The 19339-nt window shown below is 60.4% G+C and carries 19 protein-coding genes and 1 pseudogene; 9 read left to right on the forward strand and 11 right to left on the reverse strand.

The window, feature by feature from the left end:
* Window positions 1-13: 13 nt before the first annotated feature.
* The 3 genes from AC1965_RS10530 to AC1965_RS10540 all read left to right on the forward strand — a co-directional run bounded on the left by AC1965_RS10530 (window position 14) and on the right by AC1965_RS10540 (window position 3501).
* Window positions 14-352, forward strand: coding sequence for an ArsR/SmtB family transcription factor (locus tag AC1965_RS10530; protein WP_483883826.1), 339 nt, complete (start codon window positions 14-16; stop codon window positions 350-352).
* Window positions 345-1403, forward strand: coding sequence for a YeeE/YedE family protein (locus AC1965_RS10535; RefSeq protein ID WP_483883827.1), 1059 nt, complete (start codon window positions 345-347; stop codon window positions 1401-1403). Before AC1965_RS10530 ends, AC1965_RS10535 begins: the two co-directional genes overlap by 8 nt.
* 70 nt (window positions 1404-1473) lie before the next feature.
* Window positions 1474-3501: a PhoX family protein gene (locus tag AC1965_RS10540; protein ID WP_483883828.1), complete on the forward strand. Its 2028-nt coding sequence runs from the start codon at window positions 1474-1476 to the stop codon at window positions 3499-3501.
* 74 nt (window positions 3502-3575) lie between these two features.
* Here AC1965_RS10540 and AC1965_RS10545 read toward each other — a convergent pair whose 3' ends face one another.
* Complete coding sequence (locus tag AC1965_RS10545; protein ID WP_483883829.1) at window positions 3576-4607, reverse strand: zinc ABC transporter substrate-binding protein; 1032 nt, start codon at window positions 4605-4607, stop codon at window positions 3576-3578.
* An 86-nt stretch (window positions 4608-4693) separates the two neighbouring features.
* On the opposite strand from AC1965_RS10545, the gene AC1965_RS10550 reads away from it, so the two are divergent.
* From AC1965_RS10550 to pcaG, 6 genes are all read left to right on the forward strand, one after another.
* Window positions 4694-5182: a Fur family transcriptional regulator gene (locus tag AC1965_RS10550; protein WP_483883830.1), complete on the forward strand. Its 489-nt coding sequence runs from the start codon at window positions 4694-4696 to the stop codon at window positions 5180-5182.
* Window positions 5179-5958 carry a metal ABC transporter ATP-binding protein gene (locus AC1965_RS10555; RefSeq protein WP_483883831.1) on the forward strand — a complete coding sequence of 260 codons (780 nt, stop codon included), beginning with the start codon at window positions 5179-5181 and terminating at the stop codon, window positions 5956-5958. The genes AC1965_RS10550 and AC1965_RS10555 overlap by 4 nt, the downstream gene beginning before the upstream one ends.
* Complete coding sequence (locus tag AC1965_RS10560; RefSeq protein WP_483887029.1) at window positions 5948-6742, forward strand: metal ABC transporter permease; 795 nt, start codon at window positions 5948-5950, stop codon at window positions 6740-6742. The genes AC1965_RS10555 and AC1965_RS10560 overlap by 11 nt, the downstream gene beginning before the upstream one ends.
* 66 nt (window positions 6743-6808) lie before the next feature.
* The gene (gene pobA, locus AC1965_RS10565; protein WP_483883832.1) at window positions 6809-7978 is read left to right on the forward strand and encodes a 4-hydroxybenzoate 3-monooxygenase; all 1170 of its coding nucleotides are present in this window, start codon (window positions 6809-6811) and stop codon (window positions 7976-7978) included.
* 89 nt (window positions 7979-8067) lie between these two features.
* Window positions 8068-8808, forward strand: coding sequence for a protocatechuate 3,4-dioxygenase subunit beta (gene pcaH / locus AC1965_RS10570; protein ID WP_483887030.1), 741 nt, complete (start codon window positions 8068-8070; stop codon window positions 8806-8808).
* A complete protein-coding gene (pcaG, locus tag AC1965_RS10575; RefSeq protein WP_483883833.1) occupies window positions 8805-9401 on the forward strand; it encodes a protocatechuate 3,4-dioxygenase subunit alpha in 597 nt (198 codons plus the stop codon). The genes pcaH and pcaG overlap by 4 nt, the downstream gene beginning before the upstream one ends.
* On the opposite strand, the gene AC1965_RS10580 is transcribed toward pcaG, so the two are convergent.
* The 10 genes and pseudogenes from AC1965_RS10580 to AC1965_RS10625 form a co-directional block, all read right to left on the reverse strand.
* Complete coding sequence (locus AC1965_RS10580; protein ID WP_483883834.1) at window positions 9398-9802, reverse strand: RidA family protein; 405 nt, start codon at window positions 9800-9802, stop codon at window positions 9398-9400. The two genes, pcaG and AC1965_RS10580, sit on opposite strands and share 4 nt — an antisense overlap.
* A 25-nt stretch (window positions 9803-9827) precedes the next feature.
* Window positions 9828-10517: an ABC transporter ATP-binding protein gene (locus AC1965_RS10585; protein WP_483883835.1), complete on the reverse strand. Its 690-nt coding sequence runs from the start codon at window positions 10515-10517 to the stop codon at window positions 9828-9830.
* Window positions 10514-11272 (reverse strand): ABC transporter ATP-binding protein, encoded by a 759-nt coding sequence (locus tag AC1965_RS10590; RefSeq protein WP_483883836.1) that lies wholly within the window; start codon window positions 11270-11272, stop codon window positions 10514-10516. The genes AC1965_RS10585 and AC1965_RS10590 overlap by 4 nt, the downstream gene beginning before the upstream one ends.
* On the reverse strand, window positions 11265-12248 hold the full coding sequence (locus tag AC1965_RS10595; RefSeq protein WP_483883837.1) for a branched-chain amino acid ABC transporter permease: 984 nt from the start codon (window positions 12246-12248) through the stop codon (window positions 11265-11267). The genes AC1965_RS10590 and AC1965_RS10595 overlap by 8 nt, the downstream gene beginning before the upstream one ends.
* Window positions 12249-12251: 3 nt before the next feature.
* Window positions 12252-13169 carry a branched-chain amino acid ABC transporter permease gene (locus AC1965_RS10600; protein ID WP_483883838.1) on the reverse strand — a complete coding sequence of 306 codons (918 nt, stop codon included), beginning with the start codon at window positions 13167-13169 and terminating at the stop codon, window positions 12252-12254.
* Window positions 13170-13256: 87 nt separating this feature from the next.
* Window positions 13257-14402, reverse strand: a complete 1146-nt coding sequence (locus AC1965_RS10605) for an ABC transporter substrate-binding protein (protein ID WP_483883839.1) — start codon at window positions 14400-14402, stop codon at window positions 13257-13259.
* A gap of 89 nt (window positions 14403-14491) precedes the next feature.
* Window positions 14492-15681: pseudogene (gene kynU, locus AC1965_RS10610) on the reverse strand (kynureninase).
* Entirely contained in the window at window positions 15682-16509 is an 828-nt protein-coding gene (locus tag AC1965_RS10615; protein ID WP_483883840.1) for a tryptophan 2,3-dioxygenase, read from the reverse strand. It lies immediately after the preceding pseudogene.
* Complete coding sequence (locus AC1965_RS10620; protein WP_483883841.1) at window positions 16506-18125, reverse strand: AMP-binding protein; 1620 nt, start codon at window positions 18123-18125, stop codon at window positions 16506-16508. Before AC1965_RS10620 ends, AC1965_RS10615 begins: the two co-directional genes overlap by 4 nt.
* Window positions 18125-19276 (reverse strand): acyl-CoA dehydrogenase family protein, encoded by a 1152-nt coding sequence (locus tag AC1965_RS10625; RefSeq protein WP_483883842.1) that lies wholly within the window; start codon window positions 19274-19276, stop codon window positions 18125-18127. Before AC1965_RS10625 ends, AC1965_RS10620 begins: the two co-directional genes overlap by 1 nt.
* Window positions 19277-19339: the final 63 nt, after the last annotated feature.

Here is a 19339-nt window from a genome sequence, read left to right on the forward strand (position 1 = left end):
GCTAGGATCACCCATGTCAGCCCTGCCTATTATTTCGCCCGACATGTCCGACGAGGACATGGACCGCATGTTGACCAACGCCGTGACCGCCTCGAATTTTCTCAAGGCGATCAGTCACGAGGGGCGGTTGATGATTCTGTGTCATCTCGTATCGGGTGAAAAATCGGTGACCGAATTGGAAGGCCTGCTGTCGACCCGTCAGGCGGCGGTGTCGCAGCAGTTGTCGCGGCTTCGGCTCGAAGGGCTGGTGATCCCGCGGCGCGAAGGCAAGACGATCTTTTACCGATTGGCTGACGACCGTCCGCGCAAGATGCTGGAAACGGTTTACGAACTGTTTTGCAAAGATGATTGACCTGCTGGGCCAGCCACTGACCATCGCGCTGCTGGGCGGGTTCGGCGGCGTGCTGCTTGGTTTGGCCGCGCGGCTGGGTCGGTTCTGCACGCTGGGTGCCATCGAAGACGCAGTTTATGGTGGCTCCGACATACGCTTGCGGATGTGGGGGCTGGCGATTGGCGTTGCCACATTGGGTTGTTTTGCTTTGGCGGGGCTGGGCTGGGTTGATATCGACCGGGCGTTTTACCTGCAGGTCGCCTTTTCATGGCCCGCCGCCATCGCGGGCGGCTTGATGTTTGGCTACGGTATGGCGCTGGCGGGCAACTGCGGTTTTGGCGCTTTGGCCCGTTTGGGTGGCGGCGACCTGCGCGCCTTTGTCATCGTTTTAGTCATGGGTTTGGCGGCCTATGCCGTGCTAAGCGGGCCGTTCGCGCCGCTGCGCGTATGGCTGTTCCCCCGCGCAACCGTCGTTGGCACGCCGCATGGGATAGCACATGTTCTGGCGGGATTCACCGGGGTTGGCGTGCCGCTGGCCGGCATGATCATCGGCGCTGCGATCTGTCTGGTGATGCTGGCCGGGCACCAGTTTCGCCGCGATCCCAAGGCGGTGATATGGGGCACGGTTGTTGGGCTTGCCATCGTCTCGGGCTGGGCCGCCACCGCCTGGATTGCGCGCCATGGGTTTGCGCCGCAAGTGTTGATTTCGCACACGTTTTCTGCCCCCGTCGGCGAGGCGCTGCTTTATGCCATGCAAGGCTCAGTGCGCCCGCTCAGCTTTGGCATCGGGTCGGTCGCGGGGGTCTGGGTCGGGGCCTTTCTCGGCTCGCTCTGGCTCGGTCATTTCCGCTGGGAAGCCTGCGAAGATCCGCGCGAACTGCGCCGCCAGATCTTTGGTGCGGGGCTGATGGGTGCGGGCGCGGTAATCGCCATGGGCTGTACCATCGGCCAAGGCATCTCGGCCATTTCCTCCCTCGCCTTCAGCGGGCCGATGACCCTACTGGCGATCTTTGCCGGTGCGGCCTTTGGCCTGCGGCAACTGATCGTCGGATTTAGCCGCAGCCCGGTCTGATCCGTCATAAAACCGTGACAGACGGGCGGTAAGTGGGGCGCATAAAATATGCCACCGACAAGGAAGCCCCATGACCCGTCGCGACATTCTCAAAGACCCCGCCATTGGCAATAAGGCCGAAGCCTACGAAGCCTTCGACGACATCCCCACAAACCCCAACCTGACGCGCACCATCGGCGATGTGATCAATGCGCGCTATGGCCGCCGCGACGTCCTGCGCGGAATGCTGGGGGTGTCTGCCACCACCGCGCTCTTTGGCACCGCCGCCGCGATCGCCCCGAACAAGGCCGCCGCGGCTGCGGTCGCCAGCCGCTATGCCTTTGACGAACTTGCATGGGGCAACGATGAAACCCACCACGTCGCCGATGGCTACGATGCGCAGGTACTCTTGCGCTGGGGTGATCCGATCACCGCGAATGCGCCCGATTTCGACGTGATGAACCAGACCGCCGCCGCCCAGTTGCAGCAGTTTGGCTATAATAACGACTACGTCGGCTTTGTGCCGCTGAACGAGGATGGCAGCCGTGGCTTGTTGTGTGTGAACCACGAATACACCAACGAAGAAGTGATGTTCCCCGGTCTTGGCCGTCAGGACAAGGCGGATTTTGCCGGCATGACGCCCGAGCTGATCGACATCGAAATGGCCGCGCACGGTGGGTCGGTGGTTGAGATTGCCCGCGATGCGGATGGCGTTTGGCAGGTCGTGCGCGACGGCGAGATGAACCGTCGAATTACACCGCTCGACACCGCAATGACGCTTGATGGTCCTGCGGCGGGCCATGCGCGTCTGCAAACCAACGATGACCCATCGGGCGTGAATGTGATCGGCACGCTGAACAACTGCGCAGGTGGGCTGACGCCTTGGGGCACATGGTTGATGGCCGAGGAAAACTTTCACGGCTATTTCTGGACCGACAAACTGGATGCCGAGGGCAAGCCAGACATCACGGGCGCCGCGGAAGAAAAATCATGGGACCGCTACGGCGTGCCGGGCATGTGGTACGCATGGGGCAAGCACCACGCGCGGTTCAACGTCGATGCCGAACCAAATATGCCCAACAAATTTGGCTGGGTGGTCGAAGTTGATCCAAAAGACCCCGGCGCGATACCCGTCAAACACACCGCCCTTGGCCGTTTCCGCCATGAAGGGGCCGAAACAACGGTCAGCACCGAAGGAAAGCTCGTGGTCTATATGGGCGACGACAACCGGTTTGATTACCAGTATAAATATGTCTCTGCCGACAGTGTGTCTGATGACCGCGCGGCGAACTCCGCCCTGCTAAGCGATGGCACACTCTATGTCGCGCGCTTTGAAGAGGACGGCATAATCAACTGGTTGCCCCTGGTGCATGGCACCGGACCGCTGACAGCAGAAAACGGGTTCAACGACCAAGGCGATGTGCTGATTGATACCCGTCTGGCCGCAGACCTGCTGGGCGCCACCCCGATGGACCGCCCCGAGGACGCGCAGCCGCGAGGCGATGGGACGGCCTACATCATGTTGACCAACAACAATAAGCGCAAACAAGGCGATACAAACGCCGCCAATCCACGCGCCGACAGCAACTTTGGGCATATCATCGAAATCAAAGAAGACGGCGGCGATCACGCGGCAACGTCGGGCACCTGGTCGATCCTGGTCAAATGCGGCGATCCGGCGATTGCCGATGTCGGCGCACAATGGAATCCCGAAACCTCTGAAAACGGCTGGTTCGGCAGCCCCGACAACGCCGCGATGGATGCGGATGGGCGGCTGTGGATCAGTACCGATCAGGGCAGCAAATGGGGCAAGACCGGCAAATCCGACGGGCTTTATGCGCTTGAAACCGAAGGCGCGGCGCGCGGCACGTCCAAGCTGTTCTTCCGCTGTCCCGTGGGCGGCGAGATGTGCGGCCCCTATTTCACTGATAACGGCGAAACACTGTTTGTTGCCGTGCAACACCCCGGCACAGACGGGACCAAGGATCTGGCCGGGTTCGAGCGCGAAAGCACTTTTGAGGACCCCGCCACGCGTTGGCCCGATTTCGATGACAACATGCCACCGCGCCCGGCCGTGGTAGTGATCACCAAACAGGGCGGCGGTAAAATCGCGGTCTGACGTCTATTTTATAAAGTCCTTTTTAGCACCAATGACAGGTGGCGCAGCCCAAAAGGCCGCGCCACCTTTTTTCATCAGTCAGACAGGCAGGCCGCCATACTGTCGGCCATGCCGCGCAGCAAATCGCCGTATAGGGATGCACCAGGTGTCAACGCCGCGCCCAGCGGATCAAGCGTGCCGGCCTTTACCGCCTGCCCGTCTGCAATGGCCGCCACAAGGCCGGGGTTAAACTGTGGTTCGGCAAACACGCAAGTGGCACCTGTGTCGCTCACAACGACGCGCAGTTCGGCCAGACGGGCCGCCCCTGGGGTGCGCGCGTCATTCTCGCTGATCGCGCCGGCGGCTTCGATATCAAATCGGGCCTCGAAATAGTGGTAGGCATCATGAAACACGATGAACGGGCGGCCACGCAGAGGGGCAAGTTGGGCGGTGATTTCGGTCTCCAGCTTTGCCAACTCTTCCTGCGCCGCCAGGGCGTTGTCCAGGTAGGTCTTGGCGTTGTCAGGATCGCGCTCTGCCAGAGCCTCGGCAATCTGGCCGAGCCAAAGCTGGCCGTTGCGTGGGTCCAGCCAGACGTGCGGATCGTTGCCGCCGTGGGCGTGGCCGTCGTGCGTGTCATGGTCTGCGTGGTCATCGGCGCCGTGATCGTGGCCTGCGTGGTCTTCCTCATGATCATCGTGATTCTCGCCATGGTCCTCGTCACCATGGTGTTCGGCTGCATTGCCCTCTTCGCCATGGTCGTGCGCCTCAAACTTCGCCCCCTCCCGAAACGGCAGGATGTGGGTGCCGGGTTGGTCCATCAATGTCAGATGTGTGGCCGATCCGGCCAATGTTTCAATCGGCTCAGCCAGCCACGGTGTCAGGGACGGCCCGACCCAGACGACCAGATCGGCAGCATTAAGGGCGCGGGCCTCGGACGGGCGCATGGCATAGCCGTGGGGCGACGCACGGGGCGGGATGATCAGTTCTGGCATGCCCACCCCTGCCATCACTTGGGTCACCAGCGCATGAACTGGGGCAATGTCGGTTGCGACAACCGGCACATCGGCCAAAGCTGGCACCGAAAAAGACGCCACAACGGCGGCAGGCAAACAATAGCGAAACATGGCGGACCCTTTTTGTTATACTATCACAGTTGCTACACTGGATGTTATAACATATCAATAGCCGAACTCATAAAAGGCCGCGCCCCATGCCCTCTGTCCCCGCCATCGGATTTGAACGCCACGATCACAGCGCCTGTGTCCGCACGACCCTGTCTCAGGCCGAAGCCCAATGTGCTGCCAAGGGGTTGCGCCTGACGCCGGTCCGACGTCGCACCCTGGAAATCCTGCTGGCCGAACACCGCGCGCTGGGGGCCTATGATCTGCTGGCGCATCTCGCCGAAGAAGGGCTTGGTGCGCAGCCGCCCGTCGCCTACCGGGCGCTGGATTTTCTGGTCAAGGCTGGTCTGGCCCATAAGGTCGAGGCGCTGAACGCCTATATCGGATGCGCCCATCCCGGCGCCGATCACGCGCCCGCCTTTCTGATCTGCCGGGGCTGTCGATCGGTGGCCGAAGCCGAAACCCAACCGATGCAGGGCCGTTTGGGTGACGCCGCCCGCGCCGCCGGTTTCAAAATTGAACGCACGGTAGTTGAGGCCGAAGGCCTTTGCCCGGCCTGTCAGGACAGCGGCGCATGATACTGCTCGAAACCAAAGGACTGACCCTGCGCCATGGCCGCCAGATCGTGCTGCGCGGGGTCGACTTTTCTATTAAGCGCGGAGAGATCGTTACCATCGTCGGGCCGAATGGATCGGGTAAATCAAGCCTGCTTCGCGCGTTGATCGGCGCGTTGAAACCCAGTGCAGGGGATATCATACGAACGCCAGGGCTGCGGATCGGCTATGTGCCGCAAAAATTGCAGATTGATGCAACACTGCCGCTGACCGTACAGCGTTTCCTGAACCTGCCGCGCCGCCAATCAAGCACCGTCATCCGCGATGCGCTGGAACAGGCGGGCGTGACCGACCTGGCCAGCCGCCAGATGGTCGATCTGTCCGGCGGGCAGTTTCAGCGCGTGCTTCTGGCGCGCGCCCTGCTTGGCAAGCCTGATCTTCTGATACTTGACGAGGCGACACAGGGGCTGGACCAGCCCGGCGCCGCCGCTTTTTACCGCCAGATCGAAACTGTGCGCCGCGAGATGGGCTGCGCGGTATTGATGGTTAGCCATGATTTGCATGTGGTTATGGCCGCCAGCGACCGGGTGCTGTGCCTAAACGGTCATGTCTGTTGTGAAGGCACCCCAGAAAGCGTCGCCGACGCGCCCGAATATCGCGCGCTGTTCGGCACCGGCACGCAGGGCGCGCTGGCGCTCTACCGCCATCACCACGACCATGATCACGACCACCATGACCATCACCACCACGGCGATGACCACCACCACGATAACACCCATGGGGGCCAGAATGCTGGATGATTTTCTTGTGCGCAGCGCGCTGGCAGGCTTGGGCGTGGCGCTGGCCGCTGCACCCTTGGGCTGTTTCGTGATCTGGCGGCGCATGGCCTATTTCGGCGATGCCACCAGCCACGCCGCCTTGTTGGGTGTGGCGCTGGCATTGGCCACCGATCTGCCGGTCACCGGCGGGGTGCTGCTGGTGGCGCTGGTGATGGCGCTGATCATCAGCACCCTGTCCGGCCGTACTGTCAGCGCCGATGCGTTGCTGGGTGTCATGGCTCATGCCGCACTGGCGCTGGGACTGGTGGCGGTGTCGTTGCTGCCCGGCCAGCGGGTAGACCTGCAAGCCTATCTTTTTGGCGAGATTCTGGCGGTGACGCCCACTGATCTGGCGGTGATCTGGGGCGGCGCACTGGCCGTCGCCCTGCTGCTGATCTGGCGCTGGTCGGCCTTGCTCGCTGCAACGGTGAACCCCGATTTGTCTCAGGCCAGCGGCGGCAATCCAAGGCGCGAACAGCTGATATTGACCTTTGCACTGGCGATCATGGTCGCCGTCGCCATCAAGGTCGTGGGTGCGCTGTTGATTGCGGCAATGCTGATCATTCCAGCAGCCACCGCCCGTCCCTTTGCCCGCACACCTGAAACGATGGCAATTTGGGCCATGGCCCTGGGGGCGATTGCCGCGTTGGGCGGTCTTGGGGCCTCTTTGCAATTCGATACGCCGGCCGGGCCGAGCATCGTCAGCCTAGCTGCTGTGCTCTTTGCCATCTCCGCCGCAGTCTCCCCCCTGCTTCGGCGCTCCTAAGTCTGCCAATGTACTGGATTTTGTCAAATAACTCTCTAGTCTGACGCATAGACATGGGGAGGAACTATGCGCACACAGGTTTTAATCATCGGCGGCGGTCCATCGGGGCTGCTGCTGGGGCAGTTGCTGCATCGGGCGGGGATCGACAATATCGTGCTCGAGCGTAAGACACGCGATTACGTGCTGAGCCGTATCCGCGCGGGTGTGTTGGAGCAGGGCATGGTTAACCTGCTGACCGAGGCGGGGGTCGACAAACGCCTGCGCGCCGAAGGGCTGGCCCACGACGGCGCCGTGATTGCCCATGTCGGCGGCACGTTCCGCATTGATTTTGCTAAACATACTGGCCAGCCGGTGATGGTATATGGCCAGACCGAAGTGACCCGCGATCTGTACGATGCCCGCGATGCCTGTGGCGCAAAGACGATTTTCAACGTCGAAGACGTTAGCATCGACGACGCCGACACCGACAGCCCGTCGGTGTCCTTCACCGTGAACGGCAAACACAAACAGATCGCCTGTGACTATGTGGCCGGGTGTGACGGGTTTCACGGCGTCAGCCGCCGAACCATACCAGAAGACCAACGCCGCGAATTTGAAAAGGTTTACCCCTTTGGTTGGCTTGGTATCCTGTCGCAGACACCTCCCGTCAGCGAAGAACTGATCTATGCCAATTCGCAGCGCGGCTTTGCCCTATGTTCAATGCGCAATGCCAATCTCAGCCGTTATTACCTGCAATGTTCCATGGCCGACCGGGTGGAAAACTGGTCCGACGCCGATTTCTGGGAAGAGCTGAGACGCCGCCTGCCCGAAGAAGTGGCCGACCGGCTGGTCATTGGTCGTTCGATCGAAAAATCCATCGCCCCGCTGCGGTCTTTCGTGACCGAACCGATGCAATGGGGGCGCTTGTTCCTATGTGGTGACGCGGCGCATATCGTGCCGCCAACCGGTGCCAAAGGGTTGAACACCGCCGCCTCTGACGTGCACTATCTGTATAATGGGCTAAAGGCGTTTTATGCCGATGGCGATGACAGCGGTTTGCAACAATATTCCACAAAGGCGCTCGCGCGCGTCTGGAAAGCCGAGCGTTTTTCATGGTGGTTCTCGCAGTTGATGCACCGTTTTCCAGAACAGACCGAATTTGACCTGCGCATGCAACAGGCTGAACTAGATTTCCTGCGTAGCAACGATGCCGCGCAGCTGGCGATGGCACAGAACTATGTGGGGCTGCCTTACTGATGACCAATCACGACACCTCGAAAAGCGTGATGAACAATCACGACACCTCGAAAAGCGTGATGAACAATCACGACACCCCGAAAAGCGTGATGAACGATCACGACACCCCCAAGGGCGGATATCTGGCGCGCGACATGGCGCAGCATCCCGCCCCGCTTTATCCGCCTTACCGCACATCGGTGAAACGCAGCCCGCAGGCCGCGCCCCTATCCTTTCCCTCGACGCTGAGCGAAGAAAGCGGTCCGGTCTTTGCTGCCGACATGCTCGGTCCGCTGGACGGCGATTTATTGCACAATTTTGCTGCGGACGGACAATCCGCCATTGGGCCCCGCATTATAGTGCACGGCCGCGTGCAAGATCAGTTCGGCCGCCCTGTGCCGGGCGCGCTGCTCGAAGTTTGGCAGGCCAATGCGGGTGGGCGGTATCGGCACGCCAAAGAAGGCTATATCGCGCCACTTGACCCGAATTTCGGCGGTTGCGGCCGGGTGATCACGGATGCGCAGGGGTGCTACAGCCTGCGCACGGTGATGCCCGGCCCCTACCCTTGGCCCAACGGTCCGAATGACTGGCGACCCGCCCACATCCATTTTTCGGTCTTTGGCGCAGGATTTGCCCAGCGGTTAATCACACAGATGTATTTCGAAGGCGATCCGCTGATCTGGCGCTGCCCCATTGTCGGGTCGATTAATGACAAGGCCGCGGTGGAACGGCTGATTGCGCCGCTGGACATGGGCCAAACGGTGCCGATGGATGCGCTGGCCTACCGGTTTGACATCACCCTGCGCGGGCGGCGTCAGACGATGTTTGAAAACCGAATGGAGGGGCTATGATGGCGGATTATCCCGAAAGCGCAAGCCAGACGGCAGGCCCCTATGTACACATCGGGTGCACACCGAATTTTGCTGGTTTGACCGGCGTCTACGACCAAGACCTTGGCGCGCGCATGATCACAGGCGAGGCCGCAGGCACCCGGATTATACTGACCGGGCGGATATTTGACGGCACCGGCACACCGCTGCGGGACGCCATGGTCGAAGCCTGGCAGGCCGACGCCGCGGGCCACCACACAGGCACCGCCATGGCAGACCCGCATTTTACCGGGTTCGGGCGCTGTCCCTGCGACGCAGATACGGGAGAGTTTCGGTTTGAGACGCTAAAGCCTGGCCCGGTCGCGTGGCCGCGCGGCGGAATGCAGGCGCCACATATCACGCTTTGGATCGTGGCGCGTGGCATCAACCTCGGGCTGCACACCCGCGCCTACTTTGCCGACGAAGACACCGCCAATGGCGCCGACCCGGTGCTGTCCCGGATCGAACACAAAAACCGCCTGCCGACCTTACTGGCCACCCCGGCAGCCGCAGGTGAATACCACTTCAATATCCACCTGCAAGGCCCTGATGAGACGATATTTTTCGACGTTTAGCCTTTGGGCTGAATCACCGCAGTTGCTTCGATCTCGACCTTGGCCTCATCTTCTACCAGGGCCGCAACCACGACCATCGCCATGGCTGGAAAATGCTTGCCCAATATCTCGCGGTAGGCGCGACCAACGTCTTTTTGTGCGGCGACATATTCCTTCTTGTCGGTCACATACCACGTCAGGCGCACGATATCTTCGGGGGAGCCGCCTGCCGCCTCGACCACATCGCGGATGTTTTGCAGTGCCTGTTTCATCTGACCGATAAAGTCATGCGCCTCAAACTTCTGATCAGCGGTCCAGCCGATCTGGCCGCCGACAAACAGATGCCCATCCGCGCTGAGCATGCCATTTGCATACCCTTTGGCGGGGGCCCAACCTTTGGGTTGAATAATCTGATGTGACATAGTGCTTTCCTTATAATGTGCTGGGTCAGACGCCCAGATACTGATCGGCCACCTGTGCATCCAGCGCCGTCATGGCCCCGGACCAGACAGATCGGCCTCGTTCAAGAATGACCGCGTGGTCCGCAATGCGGCGCAGTTCAGCGAGCGATTTATCGACCACCAGCAACGCCAACCCGCTGTCGCGTTTGAGCGTGGCCACAGCGGCCCATATTTCTTGGCGCACGACCGGGGCCAACCCTTCGGTCGCCTCGTCGAGCAGCAGTAATTTCGGGTTGGTCATCAGCGCACGGCCAATGGCCAGCATCTGTTGCTCTCCGCCTGAAAGCGATCCGGCCAGTTGATCACGCCGTTCCCCCAACCGCGGGAACAGATTTGTCACGCGGTCCTCGTCCCAGGGGCCGGGGCGTGCAGCGGCAATCAGGTTTTCATGCACGGTCAGCGGCCCAAAACAGCGCCGTCCCTCGGGCACCAGCCCCAACCCGGCCTGTGCTGCGCGAAAACTCGGCAAGCCACCGATGTCTTGCCCGTCAAAAGTGACCGTGCCACCCGAATGTTTCAGCATCCGGCAGATCACCTTGATGGTAGACGACTTGCCCATGCCGTTGCGGCCCATCAACGCGCAGACCTCGCCCGCGCGCAGGCTCAGGTCGACGCCAAACAGCGCCTGCGTGGGCCCATAGGCGGCGGTGATATCCTTGAGTTCCAGCAGGCTCATGCCGCGTCCTCCGCACCCAGATAGGCTTCACGCACCTGCGGGTCCGCCTTGATCTCATCCGCGCTGCCAGTGGCGATGATCTTGCCATAGACCAGCACGCTGATCCGGTCCGCGAGGGCAAAAACCGCGTCCATGTCATGTTCGACCAAAAGGATCGGTGCCTTGTGCCGCAGCCCGTCGAGGAACCCGGTCAGGGTCTTGGAGCCGCTGGCCCCCAGCCCGGCCATCGGTTCATCCATCAAGAACACTTTAGGCCGTAGGGTCAGCGCCACGGCCACCTCCAATTGACGCCGCTGGCCGTGCGACAGGTCGGCCGTCCGTTTGTTGGCGTTCTGCACCAGCCCTACCTGCTCCAGCGCATCTATGGCGCGTGCGCGCAGATCGGCATCCGCCATCACCGGGCGGAAAAACCGCATCACGCGGCCCGATTGCCCCAGCGCGCCCAGAACGACATTTTGCAGCACAGTATATTCCATGGCGAGCGACGAGATTTGAAAGGTGCGGCCCAGCCCTGCCCGCGCGCGTGCCACGGTGGAAAGCGCTGTCACATCCTGCCCAGCAAAATGCACGCTGCCCGCATCGGATTTCAACCCGCCTGCGATCTGCTTGATTAACGTCGATTTGCCCGCCCCATTAGGCCCGATCAACGCGTGGATTTCACCCGCGTTCAAGGTCAGAGACACATCATCCGTCGCCTTGAGCGCGCCGAACTGTTTATGCAGGCCCCGAATGTCCAAAAGCGGTGCATCAGTCATGGGCCACCTCCCGTCCCGCGATCAGCCCGATCATGCCGCCACGGGCGAACAGCACCACAAGCAACAAGAGCAACCCAAGATAGATGTGCCAGAACTCGCTAAGACCGCCCAGGACGTGTTCCAGCAAGATAAACAGTGCCGCCCCGGCGACCGGGCCAAACAGCCGCCCGACCCCGCCCAGAATGACAAAGACCATGATTTCGCCGCTGGTTTGCCAACTGAACATGGTCGGGCTGACAAATCGGTTGAGGTCGGCAAAGAGCGCGCCTGCCAGCCCGGTCACCGCCCCGGACAGAACGAATGCCACCAGCCGCAGGCGAAAGGGAGCGAGGCCCACTGCCTCGACGCGCTCAGAGTTTTGCCGCGCGGCGGACAGCGCCAACCCGAAGGGCGCGCGCGCCAGACGGCCGGCGAAAAACAAAACCAACGCAAGGATGCAAAAGGCGATGGCAAAGAAGGTGATGGGGTTAAGCGTATTTAGCCCCGGAAAGCCATTGCGCACATAGATCGACAGGCCATCTTCGCCGCCGTAGGCGGGCCAGGAGATGGCAAAGTAGAACAGCATCTGTCCAAAGGCGAGTGTCACCATGATGAAGTAGACGCCCGAGGTGCGCAACGACAGTGCGCCGATCAGCAGCGCCGCGAGGGCCGAGACCACGATCGCCACCAGCCAGATGACTGGCATGGAATTGGTCCCCTCTATCAAGAAAGGCACCTCCATCAGCGGCGTATAACTTTGTGCGTGGGCGGCGAGGATACCCATGCTATAACCGCCAAGGCCAAAGAATGCCGCATGTCCAAAGCTGACCAATCCTCCAAGACCAAGCGCGATGTTCAGGCCCACACCGGCCAGTGCGAGGATCGCGGCCTTGGTCACCAGCGTGATGATAAAGGGTTCATCCAGCGCGAGGGCAACCAGCGCCGTTGCGGGCAGCATCAGGAATAGAAAAGTATTGAGGATCGTTTCGCGGTGCATGGCTTACGCCTCCCCAAAGAGGCCGGTGGGTTTGAACAACAACACCCCCGCCATCAAAATGTAGATCGACATGGAAGCCAGCGACGAACCCACGGATGTGGCAGCAGACGTCTCCATGAAATTTGCAAACAGCAGTGGCAACAGGACCGAGCCGAGCGTATCCGTCAGCCCCACCAGCAGCGCACCGACCAGCGCGCCCTTGATCGACCCGATGCCGCCGATCACGATCACGACAAAGGCGAGGATCAGCACGGGTTCACCCATGCCGACCTGTACTGATTGGATTGCCCCCACCAGTGCGCCTGCCAGCCCGGCCAAGGCGGCACCAAGGGCGAAGATCAGTGTATAAAGCCGGGCGATATCGACGCCAAGCGCCGCGATCATCTCGCGGTCGGCCTCTCCTGCCCGGATCTGGATACCGATGCGGGTGCGGGCGATCAATAGGAATAGCCCGGCGGCGATGGCCAGCCCTACGGCAATGATCATCAAACGGTACAGCGGATACTGAATGCCCCCCGGCAAGGTGACAGGCCCGGAAAGTGCTGCGGGAATTTCAAGAAACAGCGGGAATGAGCCAAACAGATACCGCGTGCCTTCTGAAAAGATCAGGATCAACGCAAAGGTCGCCAGCACTTGATCCAGATGGTCACGGTCATAAAGGCGGCGGATCACTGTCATTTCAATCACCGTGCCTGCCGCCGCCGCAGCAGCAAGTGCTGCCACCAAGGCCAGTAGGAACGAGCCCGTCGCCGCCGCCACGGCCGCCGCAGCAAACGCACCAACCATGTAAAGCGAGCCATGGGCGAGGTTGATCAACCCCATGACACCAAAAATCAACGTCAGCCCGGCGGCCATCAAGAACAGCATGACCCCGGACTGAAGCCCGTTCAAAATCTGCTCAATCAGCAGGATTACAGTCATCTGGCAAAGCTCCCCGGCGCGCCGAGGCTCTGCCCCCGCGTCATATCATATACGATGGCCCCGGCGCGAAACCGGGGCCGTTCGACATTACATCGCGCAGTCTGCCGCGTAGGCATCCACGTGATCTGTCAGGGACGGGCCAACCAGTTTGTTGGTATAGACGTCACCCTCTTTGACGACCTCACGCACGTAGTAGTCCTGGATCGGGTGGTGGTTGTTGCCGAACTTGAACTTGCCGCGCACACTGTCGAAATCCGCTTCTTCCAATGCTTTCTGGAACGCATCGGCATCTGTGACCTCGGCTTTGCCCATCGCGCTCAGCAGCAGGTTGGCGGTATCATACCCCTGGCTGGCATATAGCGATGGCAGGCGGTCATACTCGGCCTGAAACGCCTCGACAAAGGCTGCGTTGGCGGGGTTGTCCAGATCCTTGTTCCACTGGCTTGTGTTCTTGATGCCAAGCGCTGCATCGCCCACGGCCTGCAAGATACCCTGATCAAAGCTGAACGCCGGGCCAACAACGGGCAGGTCTACGCCAGAGTTGGCGTATTGCTTGAGAAAGGAAATCCCCATGCCGCCGGGCAGGAAGAAAAACACGCTATCAGCACCAGAAGCGCGGATCTGCGCGATCTCGGCGGCATAGTCGGTCTGGCCAAGCTCAGTATAAAGCTCACCCGCCAGTTCGCCTGTGTACATCCGTTTGTAGCCGGTCAGCGCGTCCTTGCCCGCAGGATAGTTAGGCGCGAGGATGAAGCTGTTCTTGTGTCCAGCGTCATTGGCATAGGCGCCTGCCGCTTCGTGCAGGTTGTCGTTCTGCCATGCGACGTTGAAGTAGAGCGGGCTACAGCCCTTGCCCGCCAGTGCAGATGGGCCAGCGTTTGGCGATAGGTAGAATTTGCCCTGCGCCGTGGCCGACGGCACAACCGCCATAGCCAGGTTTGACCAGATGATCCCGGTCAGCACATCGACCTTTTCCGACTGGATCATTTTGTCGGCCAGTTGCACAGCGATATCCGGCTTTCGCTGATCATCTTCGATCACCACTTCCAGATTGTCGTTGCCTGCCATCTTGGCCGCCAGCATGAAACCATCGCGCACGTCGATGCCAAGGCCCGCACCACCGCCCGAAAGCGTGGTGATCATGCCGACCTTGACCTTGCCGCCCTCGGCCCAGGCGCCACCGGCTGCCAGTGCAGCCATCGAGGCCGCCATAAAGACTGATTTAAACTTCATACTTTTCTCCCTTGGTGTTTTGGGCCTCATTGAGTGGACCCGTTGGTAATTTCGTGGTGCGGCCAGCCTACCCCTGGCAGCGGTGCCTGTCAGGTCACCCGCGCGCGCGTTTTGTACTTTTCATCGTCCCAGAGCCGGTTCTCCATCACGTCACGAATGATCGCGACCGCCTTGGTTACATCGCTGGCGTCAAGATACATCGGCGTAAAGCCAAAGCGCATGATGTCCGGCGCACGGAAATCGCCAATCACGCCGCGGTCAATAACCGCCTGCATCGCGGCATAGCCATTATCGAACTGGAACGACACCTGAGATCCCGCACCTGCGCATCGCGGGGGCTTGCCAATGTAAGTTGTGGCACGTCGCGCTCAATCTCTTTGATAAATTGTTCTTGCAGAGCGATGGACTCGCGGCGCAATTCGTCCATATCTACATCTGCCCAGAGATCCATCGCGACCTCAAGTGCGGTCAGTTGGATCACCGGCGGCGTGCCAACCCGCATCCGCTCTATGCCGCGGCCCGGCTTGTAGTTGATATCAAATTCAAAGGGTTGCCGATGCCCAAGCCAACCACTCAGCGCCGGTTGCACCTCATCCGCAAGATCGGGACGCACGTAGATGAACGCCGGGGCGCCGGGGCCACCATTGAGATATTTGTAGGTGCAGCCGATCGCGAATTCACAGTTGCTGCCCGCCAGATCAACCGGCAAGGCACCCGCCGAATGCGCCAGATCCCAGATCATCACCGCGCCCGCGTCTTGGGCCAATTTGGTGATCGCTTTCATGTCGTGTTTGCGACCCGACCGGTAATCTACCTCGGTCAGCATCACGGCGGCGATGTCATTGCCGATCGCGTTCGCAACATCTTCGGGCGCCACGGTGCGCAGCTCATAGCCCTGCTCCAACAGCCCCACCAGCCCCTCGGCCATATAGAGATCAGACGGAAAGTTGCCGCTGTCCGACAAGATCACCCGCCGGTCAGAGCGCAGCTTCACCGCAGAGGCCAGCGCCTGAAAAACCTTCACCGACAGCGTGTCACCCATGACGACCGACCCGTCCGGTGCGCCCACAACCTTGGCCACCATATTGCCAACGCGCGTAGGTTGCTCCATCCAGCCGGCCTTGTTCCAGCCGCGGATCAACATTTCACCCCATTCATCCGTCAGCATCTGCTGAACCCGCGCGGCCACCGCCTTGGGCATCGGACCAAGCGAGTTGCCATCCAGATAGATTACCCCCTCGGGGAGGATAAAGGCTTCTTTCTTCAATACGTTAGACACTTATAATGCTCCTCTGACATGCCACAGCTCGGGGAAAAGTTCGACCTCGAGCATTTTGCGCAGATAGGTCACACCCGACGTGCCGCCCGTGCCGCGTTTGAAACCGATAATGCGTTCTACTGTCGTTACATGGTTGAAACGCCAGCGGCGGAAGTAATCCTCAAGGTCCACCAACTTTTCCGCCAATTCGTATAGGTCCCAGTGGGTTGCGGGGTCTTCATAAACCTTCTGCCATAGGTCCTGGACTGTCTGTTTGGCCTCCCAGGCCTTTGGTTCTGGCTGACCTGCAAGGGGGGCAACGCCCATCCGGTCACACAAGACGTCGATGGCCACCTGATAAAGACTGGGTTTCGCCATCTCGGCCACCAGCGCGGCATGGGGGGCTGGCGTGTGAACATGCAATTTGGTCAGCGCTGCGATCCTGTTCCCCAGCAGGTATTCCACCAACCGGTATTGATAGGATTGAAACCCCGACGAGGCACCCAGATAGGGGCGAAAAGCGGTGTATTCGCTCGGCGTCATGGTGCGCAGCACGTCCCATGCGGAATTGAGCTGTTCGAAGATTCGCGCCACCCGCGTCAGCATCTTGAAGGACGATTGCAGATCACCCTGCTGCATCGCGGTTCGGCAGGCCGTCAATTCGTGAATGGCCAGTTTCATCCACAATTCAGAGGTCTGGTGCTGAATAATGAAAAGCAGACCGTCATGCGCCATATCCAGAGGGTTTTCGACCGTCAAAATTTTGTCGAGACCTAGGTAGTCGCCATAGGATTTATCCTTGGCAAAATCCATCTTTGCGCCTTTTGACGCCTCGTCGAAATCGCTCATGTCTTTTCTCGCAATGCAAAACGTTGAATTTTACCCGTCGCCGTTTTCGGCAGGCTTTTGATGAACCGCACGTCGCGAGGATATTTAAACGGTGCAATCGTCGCTTTAACATGATCCTGCAACAGTTTGATTGTGCTCGTATCTTCGGGTGTTCCCGGAACCAGAACAACATGTGCTTGCACGATAGACCCGCGCGCCTCGTCCGGGGTGCCCACAACAGCACATTCGCTGACAAACGGATGGCTCAACAGCGCGGCCTCAACCTCTGGACCCGCGATGTTGTAGCCGGAAGAAATGATCATATCGTCATTCCGCGCAGCAAAATGCAGATAGCCATCTTCGTCCATCGTGAAACTGTCACCGGTGATATTCCAGCCATCTTTGACGTAGTCAGCTTGGCGCTCATCGCCCAGATAGCGGCATCCCGTCGGCCCGCGAACGGCAAGACGCCCCACGGTGCCGCGCGGCACCTCCTTGCCCTGCCCATCAATAATCCGCGCCTCATAGCCGGTGACCGGCTTGCCCGTACAGGCCGCGCGGTGATCGTCAAATCGGTTGGAGATGAAAATATGCAGCATTTCCGTGGCCCCGATACCATCCAACATCGGCTTGCCAGTCTTTTCTTTCCAATCGTGATAGACGGGTGCGGGCAATGTCTCGCCCGCCGACACCGCCGCGCGCAGGCTGGACAGGTCCGCGCCTTCCTCCATCGCCTGCAACATCGCTCTGTAGGCCGTAGGTGCGGTAAAACAGACCGTTGCTTTGTACTTTTCGATAATTTCGATCATATTTGGCGGGCTGGCGGTTTCTAGCAAGGTCGCCGCCGCGCCAAAGCGAAGGGGGAACACCGCCAACCCACCCAAGCCAAAGGTGAAGGCCAGAGGCGGCGATCCAACAAATACATCCTGAGGCGTCACGGCCAAGATTTCGCGCGCATACCCGTCGGCGATGATCAAAAGATCGCGGTGAAAATGCATTGTTGCCTTTGGGTTACCGGTCGTTCCTGATGTAAACCCCAGCAGTGCCACGTCATCCTGCGCGGTGTCCGCCGCGTCGAACTGCACCGGTTTTTCCAGCGCCAGCCGGTCCAATTCCGCATCGTGGTTGCTGGTGCCGTCAAAGCCCACCACCGTCTTGAGAAATTTCGAATTCTTGGCGCAGATCGCCATTTCATCCATCAGCCGCGTATCGCACAGCGCGTGGCTGATCTCGGCCTTGTCGACGATCGCGGTCAATTCGCCCGCGCGCAGCATCGGCATGGTGTTGACGACCACCGCCCCAGCCTTGGTCGCAGCAAGCCAGCAGGCCACCATCGCGGGGTTGTTGGCCGAGCGGATCAACACCCGGTTGCCTGGCTTCAGCCCCAGATTTTCAACCATCGCACTGGCCAGGCGGTTCGTCCAATCCGCCAGTTCCTTATAGGTACGGCGGCGGCCATTCCCGATCAGTGCGGTGTGGTCCCCAAACCCTTTTTCTACCATTGCATCAGTCAGTTCCACACCGATATTCAACCGCTCAGGATAGTCGAACCCATCGAGCAAGAACCCCGGCCATTGGCTTTGATCCGGCAGGTTATCGCGTGAAAATGTGTCTTCATGTCCCGATCGGTTCAGCATTATTTGACCCCTCCCAAGGTCTGACGTGCAATAACCACCCGCTGCACATCCGACGCGCCCTCGTATATCCGCAACGCTCTGATCTCTCGGTAGAGCCGTTCTACCGTTTCGCCACTGCGCACCCCGTCGCCGCCATGCAGCTGCACGGCCGTGTCGATCACCTTTTGTGCATGATCAGTGGCAAAAAGCTTGGCCATCGCCGCCTCGCGGGTGACACGCGGCGCGCCGCTGTCTTTGGCCCAAGCGGCACGATAAACTAGCAGTGCAGAAGCATCGACATCGACCGCCATGTCCGCGATGTGCCCCTGCACCATCTGCAACTCGCTCAGTGGCGCACCCTGCACATGCCGCGCCGTAACCCGCGCCAGCGCCTCGTCCAGCGCGCGGCGGGCAAAGCCCAGGGCTGCAGCAGCCACGGTGGACCGGAACACATCCAGCACCGACATCGCGATACCAAAGCCACGCCCCGCCTCGCCCAGCAGTGCAGACCCGGGCAGTTTGACCCCGTCGAAATGCAGCGTCGCCAGCGGGTGCGGTGCCATGACCTCAAGCCGTTCTTCTATCTTGAGCCCTGGCGTATCTGCGGGCACGATAAAGGCCGACAACCCCTTGGCCCCCGGTGCCTCGCCCGTGCGGGCAAAAACGGTGTACACATCCGCAATGCCGCCATTGGAGATCCAGGTTTTGCGGCCGTCTAACACATAGCCATTACCATCGACCTTGGCCGTCATGGTTGAATTGGCAACGTCAGAGCCCGACTGCGGCTCGGTCAACGCAAAGGCCGATATTGCCGCACCGCTGCGTGTCTTGGGCAGCCATTCGGCCTGCTGGTCAGCGGTGCCAAAAAGCGATATCGCCCCGGTCCCAAGCCCCTGCATAGCAAAGGAAAAATCGGCCAAGCCGTCATAGCGCGCCAGCGTTTCCCGGATCAGGCAGAGACTGCGCACATCCAGCACTTCATTGCCTTCGGCCCCGGTATGGCGCAGCCAGCCGCCGTCGCCCAGCATCGCCACCAGCGCCCGGCAGGCGGCATCGGTGTCGCTGTGATCAACACCGGGCAACTTGCGCCCGGCCCATTCATCTAGCGCCAGCGCCAATTCCTTGTGGCGCGGCTCAAAAAACGGCCAGTCCAGAAAACTACGATCTGCCACTATGCGCCCCCTCCCTCTTCATTTCGCTCAATAAACCTCCGCCCGGAGGGTCCAACCGATACC

The sequence above is a fragment of the Sulfitobacter sp. KMM 9851 genome (genome assembly GCF_057178245.1).

Coding starts and splice junctions, on each gene's coding strand:
- AC1965_RS10540 (WP_483883828.1), top strand. CDS start 1,474: ATGACCCGTCGCGACATTCTCAAAGACCCCGCCATTGGCAATAAGGCC.
- AC1965_RS10530 (WP_483883826.1), top strand. CDS start 14: ATGTCAGCCCTGCCTATTATTTCGCCCGACATGTCCGACGAGGACATG.
- pcaG (WP_483883833.1), top strand. CDS start 8,805: ATGATGGCGGATTATCCCGAAAGCGCAAGCCAGACGGCAGGCCCCTAT.
- AC1965_RS10550 (WP_483883830.1), top strand. CDS start 4,694: ATGCCCTCTGTCCCCGCCATCGGATTTGAACGCCACGATCACAGCGCC.
- AC1965_RS10620 (WP_483883841.1), bottom strand. CDS start 18,125: ATGCTGAACCGATCGGGACATGAAGACACATTTTCACGCGATAACCTG.
- AC1965_RS10590 (WP_483883836.1), bottom strand. CDS start 11,272: ATGACTGATGCACCGCTTTTGGACATTCGGGGCCTGCATAAACAGTTC.
- AC1965_RS10545 (WP_483883829.1), bottom strand. CDS start 4,607: ATGTTTCGCTATTGTTTGCCTGCCGCCGTTGTGGCGTCTTTTTCGGTG.
- AC1965_RS10585 (WP_483883835.1), bottom strand. CDS start 10,517: ATGAGCCTGCTGGAACTCAAGGATATCACCGCCGCCTATGGGCCCACG.
- pcaH (WP_483887030.1), top strand. CDS start 8,068: ATGAACGATCACGACACCCCCAAGGGCGGATATCTGGCGCGCGACATG.
- AC1965_RS10605 (WP_483883839.1), bottom strand. CDS start 14,402: ATGAAGTTTAAATCAGTCTTTATGGCGGCCTCGATGGCTGCACTGGCA.
- AC1965_RS10580 (WP_483883834.1), bottom strand. CDS start 9,802: ATGTCACATCAGATTATTCAACCCAAAGGTTGGGCCCCCGCCAAAGGG.
- AC1965_RS10595 (WP_483883837.1), bottom strand. CDS start 12,248: ATGCACCGCGAAACGATCCTCAATACTTTTCTATTCCTGATGCTGCCC.
- AC1965_RS10600 (WP_483883838.1), bottom strand. CDS start 13,169: ATGACTGTAATCCTGCTGATTGAGCAGATTTTGAACGGGCTTCAGTCC.
- AC1965_RS10615 (WP_483883840.1), bottom strand. CDS start 16,509: ATGAGCGATTTCGACGAGGCGTCAAAAGGCGCAAAGATGGATTTTGCC.
- pobA (WP_483883832.1), top strand. CDS start 6,809: ATGCGCACACAGGTTTTAATCATCGGCGGCGGTCCATCGGGGCTGCTG.
- AC1965_RS10560 (WP_483887029.1), top strand. CDS start 5,948: ATGCTGGATGATTTTCTTGTGCGCAGCGCGCTGGCAGGCTTGGGCGTG.
- AC1965_RS10555 (WP_483883831.1), top strand. CDS start 5,179: ATGATACTGCTCGAAACCAAAGGACTGACCCTGCGCCATGGCCGCCAG.
- AC1965_RS10535 (WP_483883827.1), top strand. CDS start 345: ATGATTGACCTGCTGGGCCAGCCACTGACCATCGCGCTGCTGGGCGGG.